Below are 26,227 nucleotides of genomic sequence, written 5' to 3'. Positions count from 1 at the left end.
TAAAGACCTATGAACAAAGAAAAACGACTTGAGATTTTGACTCGTCTTCGAGACGACAACCCTCACCCAACCACTGAGCTTAATTTTTCTTCACCGTTTGAATTACTCATTGCGGTATTGCTGTCAGCGCAAGCAACAGATGTTGGCGTAAACAAAGCGACAGATAAACTATTCCCGGTTGCCAATACGCCGCAAGCAATTTTAGATTTAGGTTTAGATAAACTTAAAGACTATATCAAGACCATTGGCCTGTTTAATACTAAAGCCGTCAATACCATGAAAACCTGCCAAATCTTGGTGGACAAACACGGCGGCGAAGTACCAGAAGACAGAGCGGCGTTGGAGGCTTTGCCTGGTGTTGGTAGAAAAACAGCGAATGTTGTTTTAAACACTGCCTTTGGGTGGCCAACGATTGCGGTAGATACTCATATCTATCGCGTATCAAACCGCACTAAATTTGCCATGGGTAAAAACGTCGACCTTGTTGAGCAAAAGCTGCTTAAAGTTGTACCTAAGGAATTCAAAGTAGATGTGCACCACTGGCTGATATTACATGGCAGATATACTTGTGTAGCCCGTAAGCCTCGCTGTGGCAGCTGTATTATTGAAGATTTATGCGAGTTTAAAGATAAGACTGAGGTTGCATAAAATAGTTAACACCTGAGGGGCGGTTGCCACGGCAAGGATAAACTAAGCATTAAAAAAAGGAGACAATATATGTCTCCTTTTTATTTGTTTGATTCGTTAAAGGTTAGTTTTTCTTTTTCAAATCGATATGCGTATCTGCAAACAAGAATATTGTCGCTGCATAAGCCGCTACATTCTGCTTCAACTCTTCAGGGTCAATCTTATCCAGCGTGTCATCAGGTGTGTGATGCAAGTCAAAGTAATCTGTACCCTCTTGCTGCAAGCGAATTGTCGGCACACCTTTATTCGCCATTGGGATGATATCAGGACCACCACCTTTTACATCTGAACCACCGCGAATGATACCCAACGGCGCAATAATTTTAGCAATCTCGTCAACTAACACAGTCGCTTCTGGGTTAACGTCAGATGTAAGACGCCATACGTTTCGTGCTCCAAAGTCTGACTCTGTTGCAACAACGTGGTTATGAAGGTTCGCTTCGTGTTTTTCAGCATATGCATACGCACCTAATAAACCGACTTCTTCCGCGCCAAACATCACCACTCGAATAGTACGTTTTGGACGTTTAGGTAAGTTGGCAATTAACTTTGCTGCTGCTGTGGTAATTGCAATTCCTGCACCATCGTCAACGGCACCTGTACCTAAATCCCAGCTATCTAAGTGACCACCAATAAGTACAATTTCTTCAGGCTTTTCACTACCAATAATGTCTAATACAACGTTACCGCTAGTCACTTCACCTTGCCAATCAGAGCCTGAATGAAGCGATATAGACAATGGCTTACCTAAGTTGTGTAAACGGCGCAAATGATCAGCGTCTGGGTTAGATATAGCGATTACCGGAATAGTTGTCCATTTGTCATCTTTTTTACTCATCATACCCGTATGCGGAAAACGATGAGAATCAGAACCTACCGAGCGAATGACAAGCGCACTAGCACCACCGCGCTGTGCATGTTGCCAACCAATTCGACGTTTTTGATTTGATGGGCCATAGCCTGCGCCTGTTTGGCTCTTCACCATTGGCTCGCCATCTACAAAGGCTACTTTACCTTTTAACGAACCGTCTTTTATCGCGGTTAGCGCGTGAATGTCTCTGAAATAGACGATAGGTGCATTGATTTCTTTTTCACTTGGCGCTGCGCCACCAAGCGCCGAGCCGTAAAGCTCTTGATTATATGGAGACGTCAATGCAATATGTAAATGACCTCTATCCCAAAACGGCATCGTAAACTCTTCGATCGCCACTTTATCAAAGCCTAACTCTTTTCCTAAGTTCGCGCCCCAATCTCTTGCACGTTTTTCAGCTTCTGAACCACCTAATCGTGGACCAATCTCAGTGGTTAACGATTCAACGATATCATACGCCAAATCACTTTTAAGTGCGGTTTCCATTAACTGCTGAGCCGTTTCTTTTTGTTGTTTTGAAATCGGCGAGTCGGCAGCAATTGACGGCATGCTCATTACCGATAATAAAGCGCCTAATGTCGCATTAACTAGTAATTTCATTTTTACTCCACAAGATGAAACTTTAACAGGTGTGTGACTTTGTATATTAAGAGAGCAAATTCTAATAGTTTCAACTTCATTACGCCAATTTTTTAACGCGTAACATCGTTGTTCTAACTGATGAATAATGAATTATAAATAGATAGGTCCACTTGACAGCAGGTTAGCCCTCTGTGAATTGACTTACTAAAGAGAATAGAGCTCTCTAAAAATACTGGCTTGTCTTCTCGAAATTTCAACTTTTTCACCTGATACTAAAGTAATTTCTAAAGCTCCCGAACTGCATTGTTCTACGTTTTCGACGTAACTTAATTGCACAATATTCTGCCTGTTTACGCGAAAAAACTTATCACTTGGTAGTTTCTTCTCTATTTGAGATAGGCTGCGATAAACCATAGGGTGATTTCCTTCAAAGTGCACACGAGTATAATTACCCATGGATTCAAAGCGCTCTACTTGGCTTAACTTGATCAACCAACATTTAGTCCCATCTTTAACGAAAAACTGACTTTGTGCAGTCAATGTATCACTTGGCTCCAGCGATTGTGTTCCATTTAATTTTGCTAAATCGAGTCTTTCACACGCTTCTAGCAACCGCGCTGAGGTATAAGGTTTTAGTAGGTAATCAACAGCATTCTTTTCAAATGCCTGTAATGCAAACTCTTGGTATGCCGTGGTGAAAATAACTTTGGGTGCTACTTCCAGCTGCGTTAAAAAGTCGAATCCTGTGCCGTCAGGCAGATCAATATCGAGAAAAATAAGATCAGGTTTATATTGAGCGAATCGCATGGCGGCGTCTGAGATATTATCAGCTTCTGCGACCAGGCTTATCCAAGGTATCGATTTTAATTGTTCCTTCAGCTCTAACCGAGCCAATCGAGAATCTTCGACAATCATTGCACTAATCATTATTGTTTCCAATAGGTAAGTTTACTGTTGCTGTGACGCCTACTTGGCTGTTTTCTATGCTAAATGTAGCTGCACTGCCATAAACATGGGCTAGTCTTTGTCTAATGTTTTTCAACCCTATGCCTTTTCCATCAGCCGGCTTTAGTTGGCCACTGTTGTCTACGACCAATTGCCATCCGTCGTCTGTGATAGACGTCGAAATAACAACCTGACCACCCTCTTTTATTCGCCCGATACCATGTTTTATCGCATTTTCCACTAATAGCTGAAGTATCATCGGCGGCAACGAAAATCCCGTTGTTTCGGCGTCAATGTGATACTGGACGTCAAGCTTGTTATCGAACTGCAATTGATTTAGTGCGACATAATGCTTGACCACTTCAATCTCTTCTTCAAGCGAAATTAAAGGAGCTTTATCTATTTGCATTGTGTAGCGCATAACCTCAGACAAGGTCGTCAGCATATCCCTTGCTTTATGGCTATCTTCTAATGTCAGCGCTCGAATATTATTAATTGCGTTAAACAAAAAGTGAGGATTGAGCTGACTTAATAATATATCTAGCTTTGCCTCATTTAGTGATGTTTTAAGTGCTTTTTGCTTCGCTTGCGCGCGATTTAACGCAAACTGCTTCTTAAATACCAAATAGATAATCGACCACATCAATATGAGCATAAAAATAACTGGGCTACTCATCAGTAACTGCTGGAAAAAATTGTTTATTTCAACGTCAAAAAGCAATGAAAGATTCGGGTAAACAATAGCGGCATACATTAATAAACTTGCTATGCAGCCAAGGATAGAGCCAATGATTAGGTGACCAAAGCACTTTAACAACTTAGCTAAGTTAAAGACCTTTTTGTAGTAGACTCTCAGTAGTGATGTTATGACGAACAAATTTGCAGCTAATACCAAAGAGTTCACTAATTCTGCGGTATTAAAATGGACAAAGTACTGGCGCGCAAAAAGGTTGAATACTGCAAACAACAGCCAGCCAATCAACTGGGCAATATAAAACGTTTTAGCGCTTTTATTTGTTTTGCTCATAGTTCTCTTCACTTGAGATGCAAGATGTTGAAATTATTATTGTAAGTGAGGTATTTATACTAAATACTTCAGGTAATTAACAGCCTCTACTAGAGCGATCTCCTAGAGAGGCTGTTAGATTATATTGACGCTTTTATCCAACTGCTGATATCTAATACAACACTCTCTTCAATGGTAATATCAATCTCACCGTATTCATTAGGTAGACCAGTTTTGGCTGGTTGAAATAAGTGATTGAGCTGAGCATACACCTTAGTCGTCAGTTGTTCGTCATTAACTGATTTTTTAAAGCCTTCAATGTTCTGTGGCGCTAATACTTGGCTATCAAGCTCACCATTAATGGCGAATACTGGCATGGTTAGTTGTTGTAAATACTCTTTGGGCTGCGCTTTGACGAAGTAAGAAAACCAAGGGCTCAGGAACAATGCCGTTTTTGCTTTTGCTGCGCGTCTATCTGCACCTTGCTCAACGAGTAACGCTTCGAGTGAATTAGCGTCAATATCAGCTTCAATCGCTTTCATGATTTCTCGTTGGTTGTTGTCGTCTATCTCTAGCGCAACGTCATTCATGCCCATCAACTTTTGAATATGATAAGACTGGTCGATAAGTATTTGAGCACCAGAAGTACCAACCCCTGCCATGCTCACGAAAAAGTCCGCATCTTTATATTTTGCGCCTGCAATTGCGCCGATGAGACCACCTTCACTGTGCCCGACATATCCAACTTTTGAATGTTTAAGCGTTGCGTGTGTTTTAACGAAAGTTAATGCCGCATGTGCATCTTCTGCGAAGTCTTCGCTCGTCGCTAATTCAAAGTTTCCCGTTGATTTACCGACGCCCCTGTCATCATACCGAAGTACTGCAATACCCTGGCGCGTTAACTTATCAGCAAGCACCAAGAAGTATTTGTGCCCTGCAATATCTGCATCTCGGTTTGTAGGGCCTGAGCCTGATATTAATATCGCCACAGCAAGCGGGTTTTGGTTGGGCAAAGTCAATGTGCCTGAAAGTGTAACACCTGATGCCTTGTTTTCTATCAATACCGACTCAACTGTATAGGGCAAATCTCCTTTAGGCTCTTGAGGCTTGATGGCGCGTTTGGCTACCGTTTTTGCTGGAGTTAGCGATAGAGGGGCAACAAAATTCCCTTGGCTATACTGTCCTTCTATGCCCCCCTGTTTAATGGTGCCTTTGTACATCATTTTAGCGGCTTCAAGGGTCAATTCTAGCTTGTCTCCATCAACTATCACTGAGCTAAATGGAAGGCCAAATTGATTTTGTTGTGGTACGTCAATTGATGCAACGTACTGCCCTTCTTCCTTTTTAAAATTAAAGACAAGCTTGATTGCACTATTTTCAGAAAGCTCTATTGAGCCTTTCCAACTGCCCGTCAAATCTTGCCCTGCAAAGGTTAATGTCGACGCCACCATTAGCAATATCCCTGAGGCAAATTTTATCAGTTTAGTGTTTAACATGTTGTTCTCCTATCTACATTATCTTGTTGCGTTGAAGCCAATTTAATGGATGTATCAGGCGAAAAATGAGAAACATGACAAACGGCAGATATTCTATGTAAGTGGTACCCGGGTAATGTTTTAGCACTAAGTTAAGTTATCGAACTTGCAGGTTGCAGATTAAATAAATTCAAAAAACGGCGTACCCCTCTTTTATAAATAGACAGACAAAACGCGAATGCGGTTTAATAACGTAAAACCTTTGGAAGCACATTAATCAGAATTCGGGTGAGTTAATGAAATCGCAATTACAATTTTTTGACCATGAATCCAATAAGCTATCCGATTGTGGTGAGGTTTTAGAAATTGAGGTTTCTAGTGCGGGGCTCAATTGGCAAGGCGTGATTTTAGAAAAAGGATGTTCACCGCACTTTTATCCAAACAACGTTTACACCCCATATTTTTATTTTGCACTGGCTTTAGATCAGGAATTAAGTTGGCAAGTAGAAACGCCAGGCGGTATGCAAGCACTAAAATCAGCGCCAGGAAATATATGGATTAACCCCCCTGCTACGCCATTTACACATGATATAGCTGAACCCTGCTACTTCATTATCTTAGCAATCGAAGAAGACACTTTGCTTGCGCAAAGCCCTTTTAATTTAACAGGAAAATCACTGCAGTTTCTAAACAACTACAATGTCGAAGATGACACCATAAAAGGGATCATCGAATTGTTTTTCCTAGACGCAAAAGCAGGAGGACAAAACGGTAGTGCTTTTGTTTCAAACTTATTGTCTTTGTTGGCTAGCCATTACATCAAACATTACTCAAATTATTTAGATTTAGCCGAGTCTAAAACGACAGTATCGAAGTTTGATGCTTCACACATTCAAAAGATCGACAATTATATTGAAAACAATTTAGGCACAAATGTGAGTATTGACGAACTTGCGCAGCAGGTGCATTGCAGTAAATTTCATTTCCTAAGGGAATTTAAAAAACTGATGTCGGTTACGCCTTACCAGTACTTAATATCAAAACGGCTAGAGGCCGCCAAAACAATGATGACAAACGGTACAACCAATATCGCAGAAGTTGCTCATGCAACAGGCTTTAATGATCAAGCACACTTTACGCGCGCCTTTAAAACCCAATTCGAACAAACACCAGGTCAATACCTAAAACAACTTTAGTCCCTATCCCTAATAAATTAATGCGCAATAATGTACAAAACATTGCGCACTTTTTTACAATCGCAAAACATACTCGCTTCGTAAAATGGCTATACAAACTCAGTTGAAGGTTTGGTTTAGTCACCTATCGGGAGCAACATATGAAAGCATCTATACCAGCAGTTATCTATTCAATCGGTATGCTAATCTCTGGCGCCACTGCCAATGCAAACGAGTTAGCCACCAAAATACAGGTTCAAGACACCATCATTAACATGGTAAATGCCATCGACAGTAAATCATGGACAACAGCAGAATCTTACTTTTCGGATTCAGTGTTTGTTGACTACTCAAGCATGTCTGGGCAAGCAGGAAGTAACGTTGCAGCTAAAGATCTTGTCTCGGGCTGGCAGTCGTTGTTAGAGCATGTCAGTACATTGCATCAATTGAGCAACTTTGATGTCCGCGTAAATGGCGAAACTGCAGAAGTTTATTCTCATGTTTACGCCACCCATATTGCAGAAAACATCGAGTATTGGGATATTTTTGGGCGGTATCATCATAAGTTAACTAAAGTTAAGTCGGGCTGGAAAATTACAGATATGACCTTAATTGTGCATGGTCAAAAAGGAAACAAAGCATTTTTAAAAGAGGCGAGTGAAATGAAAAACGTTAGCATGAGGAAAGTAACATTCAAGGCAAGCGGTGAAACCGTCGTTGGAAATGTTTATTTACCCAGTAATTTCGACGAGCAGCAGCAATACCCTGCAGTGATTGTTTCTGGCAGCTGGACTACGGTAAAAGAGCAAATGTCAGGCCTTTACGCAGAAAAACTCGCTGAACAAGGTTTCGTGGCCTTAGCTTTTGATTTTAGAAACTTTGGAGAAAGTGATGGTGCCATGCGCTTTCACGAGAATCCAGCGCAAAAAGTAGAGGACATTCACTTTGCTATCGACTACTTGCAAACACTGCCTTACGTTTCAAAGGATAAAATAGGGGCATTGGGTATCTGTGCAGGAGCAATGTATACCCTGCAAGCAGCCGCAACTGATACTCGCATTAAATCAGTCGTTACCACAGCGTCTTGGCTACATGACAGTGAGGCCGTGAAGTTGTTTTATGGCGGTGAAGATGGAGTTGCTCAAAAAATTGCGGCAGCAAAGCAAGCAAAGCAACTTTACCGAGACACGGGCGCTATGGAGTATATCCCAAGTATTTCAACCACTGATGAAAGTGCAGCTATGTTCGGTGAATACGACTACTATTTAAACCCTAAGCGCGGCGCAGTGCCGCAATGGAGTGCAGATAAATTTGCGGTTGCATCATGGGAAGATTGGTTAACACTTGATCCTATGCCTAGTGCAAAACAATTGCATACGCCAACGTTAATGATTCATTCTGATGGCGCTGTATTGCCTGAGTACACCAAGACTTACTTTGACAATATTGCGACAAGCAACAAACAACTGTTTTGGATGGAAACATCATTAGAGTCGCCATTTCATCAGTTTAATTTTTACGATCAACAAGAAGAAGTAGATACTGCTATAACACAAGCGACGCTTTGGTTTAACAAACAGCTATAGTAAAAAAAAGTTGCTGAGGTCAATACAATCGCTTGACGAATTGACCTCATTTTTCCTATGTTAATAGTCTGTTAACTAACCACCTTGTTAAAGAGTGAGTTTTAAACATGACCGTAATAAAATGGATTTTATATCTCGCCGCATTAATCACAATAATTTACCCTTTAAGAGGCATTGCTGATCCTCAATCGTACTTACCAGAACTCATTGAAATGTTTCCAAGCGCGACCGGTGCCAGCGATTCACAGGTAAGGTTAGCCGTGTTGATCAGCTATTTTAGCCAAATCATTGTTGCAGCATTATTATTCTTCCTTGCCCAGTTCATCGCCCAGCCCAACAAATTACATGCTCGGCAAGCTAGCGGCATGGTCGTTAATTCTGTACCCATTTATTCAAAGTATCACAGAGGTGTTTATGTCATCCGAGCTATACAGTCACCTCAGTGAAGCGTCTTACACACTGGAGATATCGTCGCAAAAAATATTGTTGCTCTGTTTGGGCTTAGCCTTGTTTGCAGTCATCCATTCGCAACAACAATTGAGCGAAGCTAATGCTTAATATGTTATCCTCTGGGCATCTACAAAAGACAGGATAGTGAAATGAAATTTTTACACACCATGGTTCGCGTGCTTGACCTAGACGCTTCGCTTGATTTTTATGTTAATAAACTCGGTTTAAAAGAAATTAGGCGAAAAGAAGTCCCCGCGGGCAAATTTACACTCGTGTTTTTGGCGACCGAAGAAGGTGCGCCTGAAATAGAGCTGACCTACAATTGGGGCGAAACTGAGCCTTATTCTGTTGGTCGCCATTTTGGCCATCTTGCCTACCACGTCGACAATATCTATGACACATGCCAACGTTTAATGGACGCAGGTGTTGAAATTAATCGTCCACCTAGAGATGGGCACATGGCATTTGTTAAATCGCCTGATGGTGTTTCTATCGAATTATTGCAAGCGGGAGAATCACTGCCGCCTCAAGAACCTTGGGCAAGTATGGAAAATAGCGGTAGCTGGTAATCTATTAGCAAAGAGTGGCTACTGAGCCACTCTTTTTCTATGTATCCATTTATCACCAAAATTATAGAGTGCAAGCCCCACCATAATTAAGCTGCCACCAAACACGAGATCAAAGGTGATCGGTTCATGGTTTAAATAGGCGCCTAACGTTACCGCTGCTATAGGCGTAAGCATGGTTACAAAGGCGACAGTTGTCGCATCTAATTTTTGTAAAATATAGTAGTAAGCAACAAAACCTAGTAACGACCCCACAATCGCCAAATATAAAATAGCGGCGATCGAACGTTGCGACCAACTAGCCACATCAAATGAGCCATCAGATACTAACCAGGCGATAAAAAACAATGGCATGGTATAAGTCAACGCGCCAACGGTAGTCGCAATTGGATGTATTTCTATATCCACACTTTTCACCAGCAGGCCACTCACGCTGAAAAAGGTTACCGCCATTAAAACATAGCCAATACCAAGCAGAGCCTTTTCACCAAAGCTCACACCGTCAATGCAAACAAGCGTTAAACCGAACGCAGCGATGCACATAGCCACTAATTGCGTTCTTGAAAGCGGTTTTGCTTTTAGTACTTTGGGCGCCAGCACACCAGAGATAATTGGCGCTAGCCCAAAAACAAGCGACATAAGTCCAGAGCTAATATGGCGAGAAGCAAAATAGCCTAACGTCATACCGCAAAAGATACCTATACCGGAATATAAGTAAAGCCGCTTAGCCGGTTTTGAAAAAGGCAGCTTTATCGGCGTACATAAGATGATAACTAAACCCAACACCCAAGCAATAGCCATGCGAGAGAGTACAGCCATCGTCGGATGAACAGATTCAGCACTCCACGCAATCCCCAAAGGGGTCGTTGACCAGACAATAAGCACCACCAAATAGGCGACTATCACTAACATGTTAAGCATTCCATAAAAACAGTGATTGCATCAGCAATGATTAAAAAATGCAGAAATTTAAGAAGGGATAAAAACAGATACCGCAGCGAAAATTTCTGCGGCATTTACCGCAACTATCGTTTACGCACGAGCCAAATCGCACGTACGCATTTATCAGCGCCGCGGATTATACTGTTATGCTCTGTAAGACAAAAGTTGCTTTTCATTAAATACGTTATTTGTAAAAATAAGGTAAACATAGTCACGTGAATATCACACTAAGTCAACAAAAAAATGCATGCACTTGAATTAAAAATTGTCCCTCTACTGCAAGTTGTCATTATTATTGCCTTGATGCTACTGACAGATGCCCTTGTGCCCTTTTTTGGCTTTAATAATCCATTCTTTTTAATGACAGGCATGATACTTTGGATAGTGGCAATTACAGTCGCTATTGTTGCGCTATGGCAGTTTAAACGTCATCAAACGACAGTACACCCGCAAAAACTTGCAGACGCTCAAACAGTGGTATCTTCAGGTTTGTATGCCTACTCTCGAAATCCTATGTATCTCGCTATGTTGATTGCTGTATTAGGTTTTGCCATTTGGTTAGAAAATATCGTCAATATAGTTTGGGTGCTGTGTTTTTTCGCCTATATTACGCGATTTCAAATTGTGCCAGAAGAGCGTATTTTAGCCGAAAAATTTGGCAATCCCTACCTAGAGTACAAGGCAAATGTGCGCCGCTGGCTATAAATAATAAACGGCCCCTAACTAAACTACGAAACTTTTAATAGAAAACACTTTACAGGCTGATAACTTCGTTATACATTAAGTTACGAATTTAGTCGTAGTTAACCTTAATTATTTTGAAGTATCATTATGAATAAAATAAATAAGACCATATCTAGCATGTCTCCTGCGTTTTTAACAGTATGCACCATCATTATGATGATCCTGACCGATTTAATTACTGCGAAAAACGTTTCTTTTAGTCCACTGACGGTGATTGGCAGCATGGCCCTTTGGCTTACCGCTGTGGTTATTTTAATCGCCACCACTGTACAGTTAAATCAATATACCTCGGTTGACCAAAACAACCGCCGTTTAGGTTCTAAATTTTTATTGCAATCAGGTATGTTCGCTATCAGTAGAAACCCTAAATATTTAGCCTTACTACTATCTGTCGTTGGCAGTGCATTGTGGTTAGCCAACTTCGCTAATATTTTGTGGCTTGTCGCGTATTTTGCTTGCGTTCATTACTTTAAAGTATTACCAAAGGAAAAAGCGTTGGCAGACAGATTTGGACAACCTTACATCGATTATTCTGCGTCGGTTAGACGTTGGATATAACAAAATCCCCTGAGACCAATACCTTAATTGGTATTAATGTGCAGCCGTAGCAGATTGAAATAAAGACTTCCTTCTAAACCTTTTTGCTCCCAAACCAACAAGGTTTATCTGCTACGCGCTGTGCAACTCTTTTTCTCTCCTAAGGCAGATGTTGATACATAAGCCTAGGCATAAAAAAAGCAGCCTACTGGCTGCTTTTTCATTTGTCTTCACAGTTAACTGGCGGCCTTTTCTTCTTGACTGGCAAAATGATCAACCCATAGGGCAATCGCGCCGTCTCCAGTAACATTACATGCTGTGCCAAAACTATCCTGTGCTAAGTACAATGCAATCATTAAACCAAGCGCCGCATCAGAAAAGCCCAGCATACTACCTAACAAGCCTAATGCTGCCATAACTGCGCCGCCAGGTGCTCCCGGCGCTGCTATCATGGTCACGCCTAGCATCAGAATAAACGGTATCATTGCACCTAAACCAGGAATACTTAATTCTGGGGTTAATAACATTACCGCAGTAGCACACGTAACAATCGTGATTGTTGAACCACTTAAGTGAATAGAAGCGCAAAGCGGCACAGTAAAGTCTGCAATATGCTCCGATACTTTATTGTTTTTCGTTGCTTTTAACGACACAGGTATAGTTGCCGCACTCGACATTGTACCTAGCGCGGTAAAGTAAGCAGGTAACATATTCTTAAGCAAGGTAATTGGCGAGCGACCCAATGCAAGGCCTGTTCCTACGTAAAGCACAGAAATCCACAACCAGTGCATTACGACCGCCATGATCAATACCACGCCGAAGGTTTGTAACGTATCCCACACGGTGCCTTGATGAGCCATATCGGTGAACACACCTGCAATATAAAAAGGCAATGCAGGGATTATCACTTTAGACAATAACAGCTCGATAATATCGCGGCTTTCGGTCAATACTGTGCGCAGTGAATTGGCATTAATTGCGCTAATGCCAATACCAAAGACAAACGCTAAGGCAAGTGCCGTCATTACATCAAATAGTGGTGGAATTTTAAGGTCGATAAAGCCTTTTAATGCACCTGCATCATTAACGATTTCACCGGCAGTACCACTTACCATCATAGGCAATACGACAGCGGCAATTAAAAAAGCAAGTGTTCCAGCAATAATGGTAGAGCCATAAGCAACACCGACTGTTTTACCTAACAATTTACCAGAACCTTGCGGCAGAGTTGCTATGCCGCTGGCGATATAAAATAGAATAATCAGTGGAATAGTAAACTTAATAAGTTGACCCACTAAGGTTTGTATCGTCAACATTAAACGAACAAGAAAATCTGGCGCAAATTCGCCAATTAAGATACCTGCAACGATACCAATGATAAGTTTTAATATGAGATTCATGTGCTCTCCGGTTTTTTGTAATTATTGTTTGATCCACGATAGCGTAATACGATCGTCTGTTTTTGCCATAAAGGGCTGACAAACGAAATAGCCTGCTACCGCAACCAATTGGTTATTATAATAGATGAATGGAATTCTTTTTCGCTTCCAGCTGGGTATTTCGAGCTCTTGCAATACTTTTTTAAGATCTCTGCTACGCTGGCGATAATCGGGTAAACATTTTGGGTTATCGTGTGCGAACCTAATAGACATTACCTCATCATCTTTAGGCGGCAGCAGATCCAATGTTTTACCGCCGTTGGCATCACTGCCCCTGCTCGCTTCATTGAGCTTTAGCAAACCTAGATAGTCAGGTAACACGATTTGTTGGCTCTTTTGTGGCTCAGCAACGTTTATCACATTGTCGCTCACATCTTGAAAACACTGAGTAACGATTAAATCATCTTTATCAACGCGAACACTGTATTCACCAAGACCTATTTCTAACTGTTTGCTCTGCCCTTTTATCGCTTGAAAATAAATCTGGCTTAATTGAGCTGCACTTGGAAACGCACCTGTTTGCGAAGATAAAAAGCGCCTAACAAGGTTATTAAAGCGCACATGAGTTAGTCCTTTCAATGCTGATATCGACAGAGCATTGACCTGCTCGCCGCGACAGAAACGCATATCTTCCTCGGCCACCTCCGCCAATAGAGTGTCAGCTTCATGACATAAATGCGCACTGCGACTTACTGTATTTAGTATGCTTGGCCAGCGTGATTTTAAGATTGGAACAACTTGATGACGAATAAAGTTACGATCAAAGGCTTCGTCTTGATTTGACTCATCCTCAACCCACGACAGTTGTTTTTCATTTGCATAGTTTTCAATACTACTTCGATCAATAAGCAGTAAAGGTCTAAACACCTGCAAACCATAAAGGGAAGAATGTGTTGCCATGGCAGACAACCCTCTAACGCCTGAGCCGCGCTTTAATGCAAGCAATACCGTTTCTAACTGATCGTCTTGATGATGAGCTGTCACTACGATGGTTTGTTCGTTGCAATGCTGCGCTATAGCCTTGTATCTTGCTTCGCGCGCAACTGCTTCTAAGCTTTCGCGATTGCGACGTTCAAGTTTGACCGACTCCGTTGCAAAAGGCACATTGAGTGCGGATGCTTGCGACTGGGCAAATGCTTGCCATTGAGTCGCTTGTGGCGATAACCCATGGTTAATATGACACACCCGAATATGCAGATTTAACCCTGATTGCTGATTGGTTTGATAAAGGGCATGAAGCAACACTTGTGAATCCACGCCACCGCTATGAGCGACAAGTACATCCCGCCCAGCGAAAGGTTTAAAATGTGACAGTAAATGTTGTTCTATTGACATAAAAAAACGGTGGCTAATGCCACCGCTTACTCGTTAACAATATCCAAATGACATCAGTCGATTATAGCGTGATTCTAATAACTCTTCTTTAGAAAGTTTATCAAGTTCTGCTAATTCGGATTTAATCGTTTGTTTTAGCTGCGCTGACATCAGAGGGATATCACGATGAGCGCCACCAAGTGGCTCTTCAACCACAGTATCAATGAGTTCTAGTTCTTTAATACGTTGTGCTGTTATGCCCATTGCTTCGGCAGCAGTTGAAGCTTTTTCCGCTGTCTTCCAAAGAATCGACGCACAACCTTCTGGTGAAATAACCGAGTATGTAGAATACTGCAGCATATTCACTTTATCGCCAACACCGATAGCTAATGCGCCACCAGAACCACCTTCACCGATAACAGTACAAATAATTGGTACATTAAGACGTGCCATAACTTTAAGGTTTTTAGCAATCGCTTCACTTTGGCCACGCTCTTCAGCACCAATACCTGGATAAGCACCTGGTGTGTCAATAAACGTAATAATTGGCATATTGAAACGTTCTGCCATTTCCATCAAACGCAATGCTTTACGATATCCTTCTGGACGAGGCATACCGAAGTTACGCTTTACTTTCTCGGCTGTAGAGCGACCTTTTTGATGACCAATAACCACCACAGGGCGACCATCGATTCTTGCCGTACCACCGACAATAGCACTGTCGTCGGCATAAGCGCGATCACCTGCTAACTCATCAAAATCAGTAAAGATTTCTGACAAATAGTCTAATGTGTATGGGCGCTGTGGATGACGAGCAACACGTGCCGTTTGCCAAGGATCTAAATCAGAAAAGATTTTCTTGGTTAACTCTTTGCTTTTGCCACGTAATTGCGTGATTTGCTCTTCCAAGTCAAGATTCAGTTCTTGACCGTTGTTGACCAATTGCAACTCTTCTATTTTTGCTTCTAGTTCTGCAATCGGTTGTTCAAAGTCTAAAAAGTTCAATGACATACTTTTTCTATACCTTTAACGTCGCTAATCTTTAGCGTTAATCAAATTGTAGTCTAATGTTGTCTTCACCTAACAACATTTTTAATTCATGTATTAGTAAGTCTGCTGGCTGTACCCGCCAATCTTTACCTAAGTCTAGCCGTGCTTGCGCTTGTTCATTATCGTAAAACACCCGCAACGGACAGCTCCCCTCTTCGGTAAATGGCGAAATTGTTTCAGCAAACTTATCAAAAAATCCTGCTGGTAACGACGATTGACTCAGTTTTAAATCCAATGATTTAACAAAGTTAGCGCGACTTTCTGCAATTGTCGTTACTTCTCGGGCGGTCATTGTAATACCACCTGAATAATCATCAAAGCTGACCTGTCCTTTACAGACTAAAATTGCGTCAGTTGTTAAGATATCCTGATATTGTTCGTAATCATCAGGAAACAGCCGAACATCCATTCTGGCACTTTTATCATCTAATGTCACAATTGCCCAGCGGCGGCCGCGTTTATTTGTCATAACACGAACCCCGAGCACTAAACCCACGGCTGTCGAAGACTTATCTTTACCTGTTGGTTGCATTGCCACCAAACGGCCACTGGCATAATGTTTTATTTCTTTTAAGTAGCGATTAATCGGATGGCCTGTTAGATAAAGCCCTAACGTTTCTTTTTCAGCATCAAGCCAAACTTCTTCTGGCCAAGGGTGCACGTCTTTGAACGACTGGCGTGTATCGTCTGGTTCTTCATTAATTAATCCAAACAGATCATTTTGACCAAGCGCCTGCGCCTTTGCATGCTGCTCAGCTGCTTTAATCGCTTCTGGTAACGTTTCAAATAAGGCAGCTCGATGCGGCCCTAGATTGTCCATAGCACCGGATTTAATAAGGCGTTCAAGTACCCTTTTATTGGTTTTCTTTAAATCTAAACGTGCACAAAAGTCGAACAAGTCAACAAATGGACCGCCTTCTGTGCGCGCTTTGATGATAGCTTCAATAGGCCCTTCACCAACACCTTTAACGGCGCCGATACCATAAACTATTTCATCGTCATCATTAACCGTAAATTTATATGAACCGGCATTAACATCTGGCGGCAGTAGGGTTAGCCCCATATTTTCGCATTCGTCCACCAAGGTCACTATTTTATCTGTGTTGTCCATATCGGCAGACATTACCGCCGCCATAAACGGTGCGGGGAAATGGGCTTTCATCCATAACGTCTGATAAGACACCAACGCATACGCGGCAGAGTGGGATTTGTTAAAACCATAACCGGCAAACTTTTCTACTAAATCAAAGATTTTCATAGCAAGTTCACCATCAACGCCAATGCTTATTGCGCCTTCTTCAAAAACAGCACGTTGTTTCGCCATTTCTTCGGGTTTTTTCTTACCCATCGCACGACGCAACAAATCAGCGCCACCAAGCGAGTAGCCGGCTAAGACTTGTGCGATCTGCATTACCTGCTCTTGGTATAAGATAATGCCATAAGTCGGCTCTAGAATGGGCTGTAGGGTTTCATGTTGCCATTTTTCGTCGGGATAACTGATTTCTTCACGACCATGTTTACGCTCAATAAAGTTATCAACCATGCCCGATTGCAGCGGACCAGGCCTAAATAGCGCAACAAGTGCAATGATATCTTCGAAGCAATCCGGTTTAAGACGTTTGATCAAATCCTTCATACCGCGCGATTCAAGCTGGAATACCGCGGTGGTTTCTGCGCGCAGCAGCACGTCAAATGACGGCTTATCATCTAGTGGAATCGCAGCAATATCGATAGGCTCTTTACCAGCCTGTTTAAGCTTGACGTCCGCCATTTCAATCGCCCACTGTAAAATAGTAAGCGTACGCAAACCTAAGAAGTCAAACTTAACAAGGCCTGCATCTTCAACGTCATTTTTATCAAATTGTGTTACAGGGTTTTGACCAAGATCATCACAATACAATGGCGCAAAATCAGTAATGGTTGTTGGTGAGATAACAACACCACCGGCATGCTTACCGGCGTTTCTCGTGGTACCTTCAAGAATGCGGCACATATCGATGAGCGATTTTACTTCCTCATCCTGTGCATATACTTCAGGTAGCTTAGGTTCAACTTCAAATGCTTTAGCGAGCGTCATACCCGGATCGCCTGGTACCAGTTTTGAAATTCTGTCGACAAAACCATAGGGGTGACCAAGAACACGACCAACATCGCGTATAACCGCCTTCGCGGCCATGGTTCCAAAGGTAATAATTTGAGAAACGGCGTCTCTACCATAGAGCTCAGCAACGTGATCAATCACTTCGTCACGACGATCCATGCAAAAATCGATATCGAAATCTGGCATAGATACACGTTCAGGGTTCAAGAATCGTTCGAAAAGTAAATCGAATTCAAGTGGATCTAAGTCAGTAATTTTCAGCGCATAAGCCACCAACGACCCTGCACCAGAACCACGACCAGGGCCAACAGGAATATTATTGTCCTTACTCCACTGGATAAATTCCATGACGATAAGGAAGTAACCCGGGAAGCCCATGTTGTTAACAACGTCTAATTCTATCTTTAAACGCTCATCGTAAGGCTTTCGCTTTTGTGCATAATCTGGGTCGTTAGCATCAAACAAAAAGCTTAATCGCTCTTCCAGACCTTCTTCTGATACTTTGACCAAATAGTCTTCAATGGTCATCCCTTCTGTCGGGAAATCTGGTAAGAAGTATTCACCAAGGCGAACCGTTACATTACAGCGTTTTGCTATTTCAACACTGTTTACAAGTGCTTCTGGAATATCGCTAAAAAGCTCAACCATTTCCGCTTCGCTACGCAGGTATTGCTGCGCGGAGTAGCGTTTAGGTCTACGCTTATCATCCAAGGTAAAACCATCGTGAATGGCAACACGTATTTCATGTGCATCAAAATCTTCAGGCGATAAGAAAACCACTTCATTAGTAGCAACAACAGGCATTTGTTGTTCACTGGCAAAGGCAACGGCAAGGTGTAGATAATGTTCTTCGTTTTCGCGACCGGTGCGAATAAGTTCGATATAAAAGTGGTCGTTAAAATGCTGTTGATAGAATGCGGCAATTTCATGGGCTAATGCGGTATTACCTTTGATTAACGCCTTGCCTAAATCACCTTCTCTACCGCCAGATAAAAGAATCAGCCCCTCGGCATATTCCACCAGCCACGCTTGGTCGATAACAGCTTTATTTTGAACATGACCACGTAAGTATGCTTTCGAGATAAGTTCGGTGAGGTTTTTATAACCCGTATTATTTTTGGCAATGACAACTAAACGAAATATTTCTTCGCCCATGGCATCACTTTTTACCCAAAAATCGCAGCCAATTACGGGCTTAATACCCAAGCCATGAGCACCATGGTAATACTTTACCAAACCGCATAGGTTCATTTGGTCAGTGAGCGCAATGGCCGGCATTTTTTCCGCTGCCGCCTTAGCTACAATAGGCTTAACCTTATTAAGACCGTCGCACATTGAAAAGTCACTATGCACGCGAAGATGCACGAACTTTGGCGGTTCAAAAGCGGGTTTTGGCTCTAAAGAATGCGAATCTGACATGTTTAGTTATTATTGCTCGCGAGTACTTGGGCGACTGGCTTAAAACTCTTACGATAACAATCCAGCACGCCATGTTCTACTATTTTTTCAAGGTGAGCTTTGGTTGGATATCCTTTGTGGCTAGCAAAGCCATATTCTGGGTGCAGTTTATCAAGCGCGATCATTTCTTCATCGCGAGCCACTTTAGCCAAAATTGAGGCTGCACTGATCTCTGCAACCCTAGCATCGCCTTTAACAACAGGCTCTGCGGGAATACCAAATTCAGGCGTTCTATTGCCATCGACCAGCACGTAATCAGGTTCAACATTTAATGATTGCACCGCGCGCTGCATGGCTAACATGGTGGCATGCAGGATATTAATGGTATCGATTTCTTCTGGTGTTGCTCTACCAATGGCAAACGCTAGCGCTTTTTCACGAATTTCTTCAGATAACGCGGCGCGTCTTTTTTCAGATAGTTTTTTAGAGTCCATCAAGCCATCGATGGGATTGTCAGGATCAAGTATCACTGCAGCAGTAACCACATCACCAACGAGTGGGCCACGCCCTACTTCGTCTACACCAGCGATACAGTAAGCGACAGGATATTTAAAAGGCGGCAATACTTTTTGTTGTTTGCTCATAAATTACAGTAAATCTACTACAGCCTGAGCGGCTTGTTTACTCGCATCTTGCTTTAATACCTGATGAATTTCGGTAAATGCGGCGGTTAAGTCTTCTTGATTATCATACAGCCTTTCTTTTAACAAAGGCACAATGTTGTCTACTGTTACTTCATCTTGCAACAGCTCTGGCACCAGGGTTTTATTGGCCAATAAGTTAGGCAATGAAAACCATTCAACGTTGACTAAACGTTTACCTACTTGGTAAGTCAGCCAATTGAATTTGTAAGTAATAACCATAGGGCGCTTTATCAATGCCGCCTCTAATGTCACGGTACCGGAGGCAGTTAGCAAACAATCACTCGCAGCCATTACTTTTTGTGTTTCCCCTACAATAACAGATACTGGCAACTCAGGCGCGATCTCTTGCTTGAGCGCTTCAAATTGTTCTGCACGTTGCTCACTAATCATGGGAACAACAAATTGTAAGGTCTTATCTTGTTCAAATAATTGCTGCGCGCTTTGTAAAAAAGGCTCTACTAACTTGGTTAATTCGCTTGAGCGACTTCCTGGCATTAGTGCTAATAGTTTACCTGATGGCTCTAACGATAGCTGATTTCTCGCTTGCGCTTGATCTGATGTTAGCGGAATGTCATCGGCTAATGGGTGACCTACAAAGGTACAAGGTACGTCGTGTTTATCATAAAAGGCTTTTTCAAACGGCAGTAACGCTAGCACCATATCCGTGGCAGCAGCTATTTTAAATACGCGTTTTTCTCGCCACGCCCACACAGAAGGACTGACGTAATGGACTGTCTTAATGCCTGACTGTTTGAGCTTTAATTCAACCGGAATATTAAAATCGGGGGCATCTATGCCAATAAACACATCAGGCTGCAATGCCTTAAAATGCTTTACCACGGTCTTTCTGATATGAAGTAAACGCCTTAAACGACCGAGCACTTCAAAAATCCCCATGACAGCAAGCTCTTCCATCGCAAATAGGCTGTCAAAACCTTCAGCGATCATTTTAGGGCCACCAATGCCCACAAAACTTGCTTGTGGGTAGTGCTCTTTTAGGGCTTTCATTAAGCCGACACCAAGGGTATCACCCGAGTGTTCACCAACAATCATGGCAAACACTGGCTGAGATCTTTGTTCAGTTTCAGTCATAGATTAACGTGCTAATCCACGGTCAGAGTGTTTGATAAACTCAAGGAATCTTTGTACTTCAGGGAACTGACCATATTGTGTGGTAATCTCTTCTACCGCGTTGTCTAGGGTAAGCCCTTTGCGATAAAGCAGTCGATAAGAACGTTTCACTGCTGTGATAGCGTCTTTATCAAAACCGCGACGTTTAAGCCCTTCACTATTCAAGCCAAAGGGACCCGCCGGGTTGCCAGACGCCATGACATAAGGTGGCACATCTCGTAGCACGGTAGATGTTGCTGCAATAAAGGCATGCTCACCGATCTTACAAAACTGATGTACACCCGCCATGCCGCCGATAATGGCATGATTGCCAACATGAACATGACCCGCAATAGAGGCATTGTTAGCCAAAATACAGTTGTCACCGACAACACAGTCATGGGCAACATGTGTATATGCCATGAACAAGTTATTACTACCAATGCGCGTGATACCTTCATCTTGAATAGTACCGCGATGTACAGTACAACATTCGCGGAAGGTATTATTGTCACCGATAATCAGCTTGGTCGGCTCGTTGTTGTATTTTAAATCTTGGCATTCTTCGCCAAGCGTCGCAAATTGAAAAACACGATTGCCCTTACCTATTTCGGTGGGGCCTTTAATGACTACATGTGAATGAATCACACAATCGTCGCCAATGACAACATCATTACCAATGTAAGTCCAAGGACCTATGGTAACGTTATTGCCTACTTTGGCACCTGGTTCAATTATCGCTTGCGGGTGTATCACTTTGTTATAGTTCTCTTCTTGCACACATTAAATCGGCTGAACATACTACCTTGCCGTCAACCTTTGCTTCACCGTAAAACTTCCACATACCACGGCGCTCTTTAATAAATTCGACATGCAAATGCATGGTATCGCCAGGCACTACTGGCTTTTTAAATCTAGCGTTATCTATCGATGCAAACAAATACAATTCTTTGCCTGCTTGATCTTGATGCGTTTTAAAACCCAAAATACCGGTCGCTTGCGCTAACGCTTCTAAAATCATGACGCCAGGAAAAATCGAGAAACTTGGGAAATGCCCCTGAAACACAGGTTCATTGAAGGTAATGTTTTTAATCGCGTGTAAGCTCTTACCTGACTCCCAATCCAAAACTCGATCCACCAATAACATCGGATAACGATGTGGTATTAGTGTTTGGATCTCTTCTATATCAATAACGTTATTTGTCGTTTCCAAATTCAACTCCCTTTTTACTAGACCGCTAATCTTTTAGTTGTTTTTCCAACTCTTTAAGTTTAGCCATAATATCTGGTAATTTTCTAATACGTGCGTTCATTTTGCTCCATTCGCGGCTTGGGGCTGCTGGCATTCCAGACGAATAAACACCTGGTGCAGTAGTCGATTTAGTGACCATAGCCATACCAGTAAATACGCTACCATCAGCAATTTCTATATGACCATTTACACCAACGTTACCACCAAAAATACAATTTTTACCAACAACTGTACTACCTGCTATACCTGTACTGCCTGCCACTGCGGTGTTTTGACCAATCACCACATTGTGAGCAATTTGAACCTGATTATCGATAATCACGCCATCATGAATTTGAGTGTCGTCGAGTGCGCCACGATCAATTGTCGTACCTGCGCCTATTTCGACGTTATCACCTATTACCACACTGCCAAGCTGTGGAATTTTGACCCAGTTACCCTGGTGGTTGGCATAACCAAAACCATCAGAACCTATCACGGTATTCGCTTGCACAAGACAGTTTTTGCCCATAACAACTTTGTGATAAATACTAACATTGGCCCATAGTTTAGTACCATCACCAATCTTTGCTTGTTTACCAACAAAGCAATTTGCACCGATAACAACATTATCACCAAGTACAACACCCGCTTCAATAACAGCGTTGGCGCCAATAGCGACATTACTGCCTAACGTAGCGCTAGCATCGATAACAGCTGATTCAGCAATATTAGTTGCCGGAGCAGGTGTATCGTCTAGTAGCTGTGCAACTTGCGCAAACCCTAAATAAGGATCTTTCATAATTAACGCATTGGTGGGGCAATCTTGTGCTACATCGGCTGAAATAATTACCGCTGAAGCCTGGGTAGAGACTAATTGAGACTTATACTTAGTATTTGCAAGGAATGCAATGTCGCCTTCACCTGCGTGCGCCAATGTTGCTAAACGCTGCACCGTGATTGATGCATCGCCTTGAACATCTGCGCCTATTTTTTGAGCGAGCTCTGCTAAGCTAAAGGACATTCAACTATTAACCTCTTTATTTTTTATGATGTTGATATTTTAACAGAAAATTTGCCTTGGCATACCAATATGTCGTGAATTATTTCGCAACAAGTATGCTGCCAACACGTAAAGTGATCACTTTCTGTATTATCAAACGGACATCGATAAGGGTGTAACAGTTACAAAAAAGCCCACGTTTTAGTGGGCTTTTTACTGAAACGACAATAGTTTATCTTAGTTTAGCTTACTTACTGCTTCGACCACTTTGTCTGAGATATCTAAATCTGGGTTAACATACATAACCGCTTGTTGCTGCAGTACAACGTCGATTTTTTCTTTAGCTGCAACTTGATCAACAGCTTGCTTAACTAATGCTCCAAGCTTGCTTAGCTCTTCGTTTTGACGAGCTTGTGCTTTTTGTTGGAATGCACCATTTTTTTGCTGAAGCTCTTGATACATTTTAGCTAGCTTCTTTTTAAGCTCATCGGTTTGCTCTTTGTTAAGCGTAGCCATTTTTTGCTTATCATTTTCGTCGAAGCCTTCTTTTTCAAGCTTTGTTCTTTGATATTCAAAATCTTTTTGCAACTGCTCTAATTCAGCTGTTTCGTCTTTGAACTCAACTTGCAATGCTTGCTGCATCGCTGCTGTTTGAGGAATTTGCTGCATAATTTTTTGCATATTAACTACAGCGACTTTATCTGCTGCCATAGCAGCGTTAGCAAACAATAATCCTGAAGCTGCTACTACTAAAGCAATTGACTTATAAAACTTTTTCAATGTTTTCTCCTAAAAAATTAACTTTCCGACTTATTGTCTACATTGTTTTTATTGTTAGAACGTTTTACCAATGTTGAAACTAAAGAATGAGGTATCATCACCTGGCTCTTCACGAATCGCCTTAGCAAAACTAAATATCATTGGTCCCATTGGTGAAATCCACTGGACAGAAAGACCTGCTGAACTTCTAAAGCGACCAATATCCGAGAAATCAGCTAGTAAGTCAAACTGATCTTCCGGCAAATCTGCATAATCATCGATGTTGAACTCTGTATCCCAAACGTTACCTACATCAACAAAAAGACTCGTACGTACACTACTTGCGTAGCTTTCATCTAAGAATGGGGTTGGAACGATTAACTCCACACCACCTAGAATCATGGCATTACCACCAACACTTCGTTGTGAAACATCGATGATATCTTGATCTGGACTCAAACAAACGTTACCACCTGCGGCAGGATCTGGAGAGCCTGGTACACATACTGGGTAACGGAAGATGGCACGAGGACCAACAATGTTTGTTTCGAAACCACGAAGGGTTTCAGAACCACCCGCTCTGAAGTTTTCCCAGAAAGGTAAAATTTGGTCGTTACCGTCTACAGTACCGTAGCCGTTACCATAACCCGCTCTAAAGCGCGTCAATACTGTCCACTTCTGGTCGTTCGATAATGGGAAATACCACTTAGTATCAAGGTTAACTTTAAAATACTGAACGTCAGAGTTTGGCGTAGTCATTTTCACATTTAAACGTTGTGATGAACCAGCCGTTGGGAAGGTACCACGGTTTAACGTAACGCGTGAAATGCCCGCATTTAAATCGAAGTTCTTAAACTCTAAGCCGCCATCTGGATCGTTCGGATCGGCGTAAATTTCATAGAACCTAGCAATTTGCTCATAGGTTTGCAGTTGCGTAATACCGTTGTGTTTGTAACCTACACCAAAATTTAATCGAATATATTCGTCGATTGGGAAACCAAGGTTTAAGCCTACACCATAGGTTTTGTTGTTATATTGAACAAGGTTAGCTGAGCCCGCATCAAACTGGTTATAGAATATCTGACCACCAAGCGAGATGCCGTCAACGGTAAAATAAGGGTCGGTATAAGAAATCTGAGCTGAGCGAGAATAACTGACTGTATTTACGCTTAAGCCTAACTGATTACCTGTACCCAAGAAGTTATTTTGTTGAATACCAGCATTTAAGCTGAGCTTTGTTGTTGAACCATAACCAACACCGGCAGTAAATGAACCAGATGGTTGTTCTTTAACCGTAAAATCTACTTCAACTAAGTCGTCTTCACCTGGTATTTGATTAGTTTCAAATTCAACAGATTCGATATATGGAAGACGCTGTAACCAGAGCTTAGAACCTTCCACCTGACTGTTTGACAACCACGCACCTTCTAACTGACGCATTTCACGACGAAGTACGCGGTCTGCGGTAACGTCATTACCTTGGAAGTTGATACGTTCTACGTAGATACGTTTACCAGGGTCAACTGAAATAGATAGCTTAACGGTTTTGTCGTCATCATTAATTTCAGGAATCGTGGTAACTTTTGGATAAGCGTAACCGAAGCGACCTAAGAACTTACTGATCATTTCTTCGGTATAGGTAACAAGCGCACCATTGTACAGTTTGTCTGGACGAATAGGGTTTAACGCACGAATAGTGCTTTCAAAACCCGCCATGTTACCGACAAAGTCAACGCCACTGATGGTGTATTGCTCACCTTCAGTTACATTCATGGTGATATAGACTTTTTCTTTGTCTGGCGTCATCGATACTTGCGTAGAGTCTACTGCAAAGCGCAAGTAACCGCGATCAAGATAGTAACTTTCGACTTTTTCCATGTCCCCTTGCAAGGTTTGCTTTTGGTAGCGATCTTGCGCCATGAAGTTCCACCACGGCGAGTCAGAGGTTAATTCAAAGTCTTCAAGTAACTCTGCGTCAGTAAATAGTTCGTTACCAACGATGTTAATTTGTTTTATTGCTGCAGCATCGCCTTCATTAAATACAAACTTAATGTTTACACGGTTACGTGGTAAATGGGTGATTTCTGTTTTTACATCTGCGTTGTATTTACCAACACTATGGTAAAAGTCCTCTAGACCCATTTCTATACCTGAAATAACAGTGCGGTCTAGCGTTTCACCTACACGGATATTATTTCCGTCTAAGCTTTCAATTAATTGTTCGTCTTTTAAGTCTTTGTTGCCATCAAAGATGATTTCACTGATGGTCTCACGTTCTCTGACTCGATAAACCAAGCGGTTACCTTCGCGATATACTGTGATATCGTTGAAGTGACCTGACTTATACAATGACTTGATCGATTGGGAAATACGGAATTTATTTAACGTATCGCCAACGTTAAAAGGAATATGCGTCAGCGCAGCACCTAGTGCTACTCGTTGCAACCCTCGAATCTCTATATCTTCTACTTGAAAAGAGTCCGCTGCTCTAACTTCTGTACCCGATACGGCCAATAGAACGGCTAAGGCAATTTTTCTTATCATAAATCTAA

23 protein-coding genes are annotated in these 26,227 nt (G+C 42.0%); 7 read left to right on the top strand and 16 right to left on the bottom strand.

The genetic code is table 11. The features are described from left to right. Positions 1-9: 9 nt before the first annotated feature. Positions 10-648 (top strand): endonuclease III, encoded by a 639-nt coding sequence (gene nth, locus QUD85_RS05475; protein WP_093327556.1) that lies wholly within the window; start codon positions 10-12, stop codon positions 646-648. Positions 649-751: 103 nt separating this feature from the next. Here the strand turns inward: nth and QUD85_RS05470 are convergent, their stop codons facing one another. The 4 genes from QUD85_RS05470 to QUD85_RS05455 all read right to left on the bottom strand — a co-directional run bounded on the left by QUD85_RS05470 (position 752) and on the right by QUD85_RS05455 (position 5,587). Further along, positions 752-2,158, bottom strand: a complete 1,407-nt coding sequence (locus QUD85_RS05470) for a M20/M25/M40 family metallo-hydrolase (protein ID WP_093327554.1) — start codon at positions 2,156-2,158, stop codon at positions 752-754. Positions 2,159-2,344: 186 nt separating this feature from the next. Continuing rightward, positions 2,345-3,067 carry a LytR/AlgR family response regulator transcription factor gene (locus tag QUD85_RS05465; RefSeq protein ID WP_093327553.1) on the bottom strand — a complete coding sequence of 241 codons (723 nt, stop codon included), beginning with the start codon at positions 3,065-3,067 and terminating at the stop codon, positions 2,345-2,347. Continuing rightward, positions 3,060-4,112 carry a sensor histidine kinase gene (locus QUD85_RS05460; RefSeq protein ID WP_093327551.1) on the bottom strand — a complete coding sequence of 351 codons (1,053 nt, stop codon included), beginning with the start codon at positions 4,110-4,112 and terminating at the stop codon, positions 3,060-3,062. Before QUD85_RS05460 ends, QUD85_RS05465 begins: the two co-directional genes overlap by 8 nt. Positions 4,113-4,231: 119 nt before the next feature. Then, entirely contained in the window at positions 4,232-5,587 is a 1,356-nt protein-coding gene (locus QUD85_RS05455; protein WP_093327550.1) for an alpha/beta hydrolase, read from the bottom strand. 275 nt (positions 5,588-5,862) lie between these two features. Between QUD85_RS05455 and QUD85_RS05450 the strand changes: the two genes are divergently transcribed. The 4 genes from QUD85_RS05450 (at position 5,863) to QUD85_RS05435 (ending at position 9,346) form a co-directional block, all read left to right on the top strand. Further along, entirely contained in the window at positions 5,863-6,762 is a 900-nt protein-coding gene (locus tag QUD85_RS05450; protein ID WP_093327548.1) for a helix-turn-helix domain-containing protein, read from the top strand. A 140-nt stretch (positions 6,763-6,902) separates the two neighbouring features. Beyond that, positions 6,903-8,327: an alpha/beta fold hydrolase gene (locus QUD85_RS05445; RefSeq protein ID WP_177168831.1), complete on the top strand. Its 1,425-nt coding sequence runs from the start codon at positions 6,903-6,905 to the stop codon at positions 8,325-8,327. 107 nt (positions 8,328-8,434) lie between these two features. Then, positions 8,435-8,773: a hypothetical protein gene (locus QUD85_RS05440; protein WP_093327546.1), complete on the top strand. Its 339-nt coding sequence runs from the start codon at positions 8,435-8,437 to the stop codon at positions 8,771-8,773. Between the two features lie 153 nt (positions 8,774-8,926). After that, complete coding sequence (locus QUD85_RS05435; RefSeq protein WP_093327545.1) at positions 8,927-9,346, top strand: VOC family protein; 420 nt, start codon at positions 8,927-8,929, stop codon at positions 9,344-9,346. Positions 9,347-9,364: 18 nt separating this feature from the next. On the opposite strand, the gene QUD85_RS05430 is transcribed toward QUD85_RS05435, so the two are convergent. Then, positions 9,365-10,255 carry a DMT family transporter gene (locus QUD85_RS05430; RefSeq protein WP_093327543.1) on the bottom strand — a complete coding sequence of 297 codons (891 nt, stop codon included), beginning with the start codon at positions 10,253-10,255 and terminating at the stop codon, positions 9,365-9,367. 273 nt (positions 10,256-10,528) lie between these two features. Here QUD85_RS05430 and QUD85_RS05425 point away from each other — a divergent pair, with 273 nt between their 5' ends. Next, the gene (locus QUD85_RS05425; protein WP_093327542.1) at positions 10,529-10,990 is read left to right on the top strand and encodes a methyltransferase family protein; all 462 of its coding nucleotides are present in this window, start codon (positions 10,529-10,531) and stop codon (positions 10,988-10,990) included. 126 nt (positions 10,991-11,116) lie between these two features. Continuing rightward, complete coding sequence (locus QUD85_RS05420) at positions 11,117-11,587, top strand: methyltransferase family protein (protein WP_093327540.1); 471 nt, start codon at positions 11,117-11,119, stop codon at positions 11,585-11,587. 215 nt (positions 11,588-11,802) lie between these two features. On the opposite strand, the gene QUD85_RS05415 is transcribed toward QUD85_RS05420, so the two are convergent. The 11 genes from QUD85_RS05415 to bamA all read right to left on the bottom strand — a co-directional run bounded on the left by QUD85_RS05415 (position 11,803) and on the right by bamA (position 26,219). Further along, complete coding sequence (locus QUD85_RS05415; RefSeq protein WP_093327538.1) at positions 11,803-12,966, bottom strand: dicarboxylate/amino acid:cation symporter; 1,164 nt, start codon at positions 12,964-12,966, stop codon at positions 11,803-11,805. 21 nt (positions 12,967-12,987) lie between these two features. Continuing rightward, positions 12,988-14,340 (bottom strand): tRNA lysidine(34) synthetase TilS, encoded by a 1,353-nt coding sequence (tilS, locus tag QUD85_RS05410; RefSeq protein ID WP_093327536.1) that lies wholly within the window; start codon positions 14,338-14,340, stop codon positions 12,988-12,990. Between the two features lie 33 nt (positions 14,341-14,373). Next, the gene (gene accA / locus QUD85_RS05405) at positions 14,374-15,330 is read right to left on the bottom strand and encodes an acetyl-CoA carboxylase carboxyl transferase subunit alpha (protein WP_093327534.1); all 957 of its coding nucleotides are present in this window, start codon (positions 15,328-15,330) and stop codon (positions 14,374-14,376) included. A gap of 37 nt (positions 15,331-15,367) precedes the next feature. Further along, positions 15,368-18,889 (bottom strand): DNA polymerase III subunit alpha, encoded by a 3,522-nt coding sequence (dnaE, locus tag QUD85_RS05400; RefSeq protein ID WP_093327532.1) that lies wholly within the window; start codon positions 18,887-18,889, stop codon positions 15,368-15,370. Between the two features lie 2 nt (positions 18,890-18,891). Beyond that, the gene (rnhB, locus tag QUD85_RS05395) at positions 18,892-19,512 is read right to left on the bottom strand and encodes a ribonuclease HII (RefSeq protein ID WP_093327531.1); all 621 of its coding nucleotides are present in this window, start codon (positions 19,510-19,512) and stop codon (positions 18,892-18,894) included. 3 nt (positions 19,513-19,515) lie between these two features. Next, positions 19,516-20,664 (bottom strand): lipid-A-disaccharide synthase, encoded by a 1,149-nt coding sequence (gene lpxB, locus QUD85_RS05390; protein ID WP_093327530.1) that lies wholly within the window; start codon positions 20,662-20,664, stop codon positions 19,516-19,518. Positions 20,665-20,667: 3 nt separating this feature from the next. Next, positions 20,668-21,438 carry an acyl-ACP--UDP-N-acetylglucosamine O-acyltransferase gene (gene lpxA, locus QUD85_RS05385; RefSeq protein ID WP_093327632.1) on the bottom strand — a complete coding sequence of 257 codons (771 nt, stop codon included), beginning with the start codon at positions 21,436-21,438 and terminating at the stop codon, positions 20,668-20,670. Between the two features lie 4 nt (positions 21,439-21,442). Next, complete coding sequence (gene fabZ / locus QUD85_RS05380) at positions 21,443-21,895, bottom strand: 3-hydroxyacyl-ACP dehydratase FabZ (RefSeq protein WP_093327528.1); 453 nt, start codon at positions 21,893-21,895, stop codon at positions 21,443-21,445. Positions 21,896-21,920: 25 nt separating this feature from the next. Further along, positions 21,921-22,937 (bottom strand): UDP-3-O-(3-hydroxymyristoyl)glucosamine N-acyltransferase, encoded by a 1,017-nt coding sequence (gene lpxD, locus QUD85_RS05375; RefSeq protein WP_093327527.1) that lies wholly within the window; start codon positions 22,935-22,937, stop codon positions 21,921-21,923. Between the two features lie 216 nt (positions 22,938-23,153). Continuing rightward, positions 23,154-23,696 carry an OmpH family outer membrane protein gene (locus QUD85_RS05370; protein ID WP_093327525.1) on the bottom strand — a complete coding sequence of 181 codons (543 nt, stop codon included), beginning with the start codon at positions 23,694-23,696 and terminating at the stop codon, positions 23,154-23,156. Between the two features lie 54 nt (positions 23,697-23,750). Then, positions 23,751-26,219, bottom strand: a complete 2,469-nt coding sequence (bamA, locus tag QUD85_RS05365; RefSeq protein ID WP_093327523.1) for an outer membrane protein assembly factor BamA — start codon at positions 26,217-26,219, stop codon at positions 23,751-23,753. Positions 26,220-26,227: the final 8 nt, after the last annotated feature.

This window comes from Thalassotalea agarivorans, from assembly GCF_030295955.1.
Taxonomy (GTDB): Bacteria; Pseudomonadota; Gammaproteobacteria; order Enterobacterales; family Alteromonadaceae; genus Thalassotalea_D; species Thalassotalea_D agarivorans.
The sequence above is the reverse complement of the archived record's forward strand: the minus strand, read 5'-3'. Positions and strand labels throughout refer to the sequence as shown.

What these genes read in the sequence shown, in the direction of transcription:
- QUD85_RS05425 (WP_093327542.1), top strand. Translation starts at nt 10,529, where the DNA reads ATGCATGCACTTGAATTAAAAATTGTCCCTCTACTGCAAGTTGTCATT.
- QUD85_RS05445 (WP_177168831.1), top strand. Translation starts at nt 6,903, where the DNA reads ATGAAAGCATCTATACCAGCAGTTATCTATTCAATCGGTATGCTAATC.
- lpxD (WP_093327527.1), bottom strand. Translation starts at nt 22,937, where the DNA reads ATGTCCTTTAGCTTAGCAGAGCTCGCTCAAAAAATAGGCGCAGATGTT.
- QUD85_RS05465 (WP_093327553.1), bottom strand. Translation starts at nt 3,067, where the DNA reads ATGATTAGTGCAATGATTGTCGAAGATTCTCGATTGGCTCGGTTAGAG.
- nth (WP_093327556.1), top strand. Translation starts at nt 10, where the DNA reads ATGAACAAAGAAAAACGACTTGAGATTTTGACTCGTCTTCGAGACGAC.
- rnhB (WP_093327531.1), bottom strand. Translation starts at nt 19,512, where the DNA reads ATGAGCAAACAACAAAAAGTATTGCCGCCTTTTAAATATCCTGTCGCT.
- QUD85_RS05435 (WP_093327545.1), top strand. Translation starts at nt 8,927, where the DNA reads ATGAAATTTTTACACACCATGGTTCGCGTGCTTGACCTAGACGCTTCG.
- tilS (WP_093327536.1), bottom strand. Translation starts at nt 14,340, where the DNA reads ATGTCAATAGAACAACATTTACTGTCACATTTTAAACCTTTCGCTGGG.
- QUD85_RS05455 (WP_093327550.1), bottom strand. Translation starts at nt 5,587, where the DNA reads ATGTTAAACACTAAACTGATAAAATTTGCCTCAGGGATATTGCTAATG.
- QUD85_RS05420 (WP_093327540.1), top strand. Translation starts at nt 11,117, where the DNA reads ATGAATAAAATAAATAAGACCATATCTAGCATGTCTCCTGCGTTTTTA.
- QUD85_RS05430 (WP_093327543.1), bottom strand. Translation starts at nt 10,255, where the DNA reads ATGTTAGTGATAGTCGCCTATTTGGTGGTGCTTATTGTCTGGTCAACG.
- QUD85_RS05440 (WP_093327546.1), top strand. Translation starts at nt 8,435, where the DNA reads ATGACCGTAATAAAATGGATTTTATATCTCGCCGCATTAATCACAATA.
- dnaE (WP_093327532.1), bottom strand. Translation starts at nt 18,889, where the DNA reads ATGTCAGATTCGCATTCTTTAGAGCCAAAACCCGCTTTTGAACCGCCA.
- bamA (WP_093327523.1), bottom strand. Translation starts at nt 26,219, where the DNA reads ATGATAAGAAAAATTGCCTTAGCCGTTCTATTGGCCGTATCGGGTACA.
- QUD85_RS05450 (WP_093327548.1), top strand. Translation starts at nt 5,863, where the DNA reads ATGAAATCGCAATTACAATTTTTTGACCATGAATCCAATAAGCTATCC.
- QUD85_RS05415 (WP_093327538.1), bottom strand. Translation starts at nt 12,966, where the DNA reads ATGAATCTCATATTAAAACTTATCATTGGTATCGTTGCAGGTATCTTA.
- QUD85_RS05460 (WP_093327551.1), bottom strand. Translation starts at nt 4,112, where the DNA reads ATGAGCAAAACAAATAAAAGCGCTAAAACGTTTTATATTGCCCAGTTG.
- accA (WP_093327534.1), bottom strand. Translation starts at nt 15,330, where the DNA reads ATGTCATTGAACTTTTTAGACTTTGAACAACCGATTGCAGAACTAGAA.
- lpxB (WP_093327530.1), bottom strand. Translation starts at nt 20,664, where the DNA reads ATGACTGAAACTGAACAAAGATCTCAGCCAGTGTTTGCCATGATTGTT.
- QUD85_RS05470 (WP_093327554.1), bottom strand. Translation starts at nt 2,158, where the DNA reads ATGAAATTACTAGTTAATGCGACATTAGGCGCTTTATTATCGGTAATG.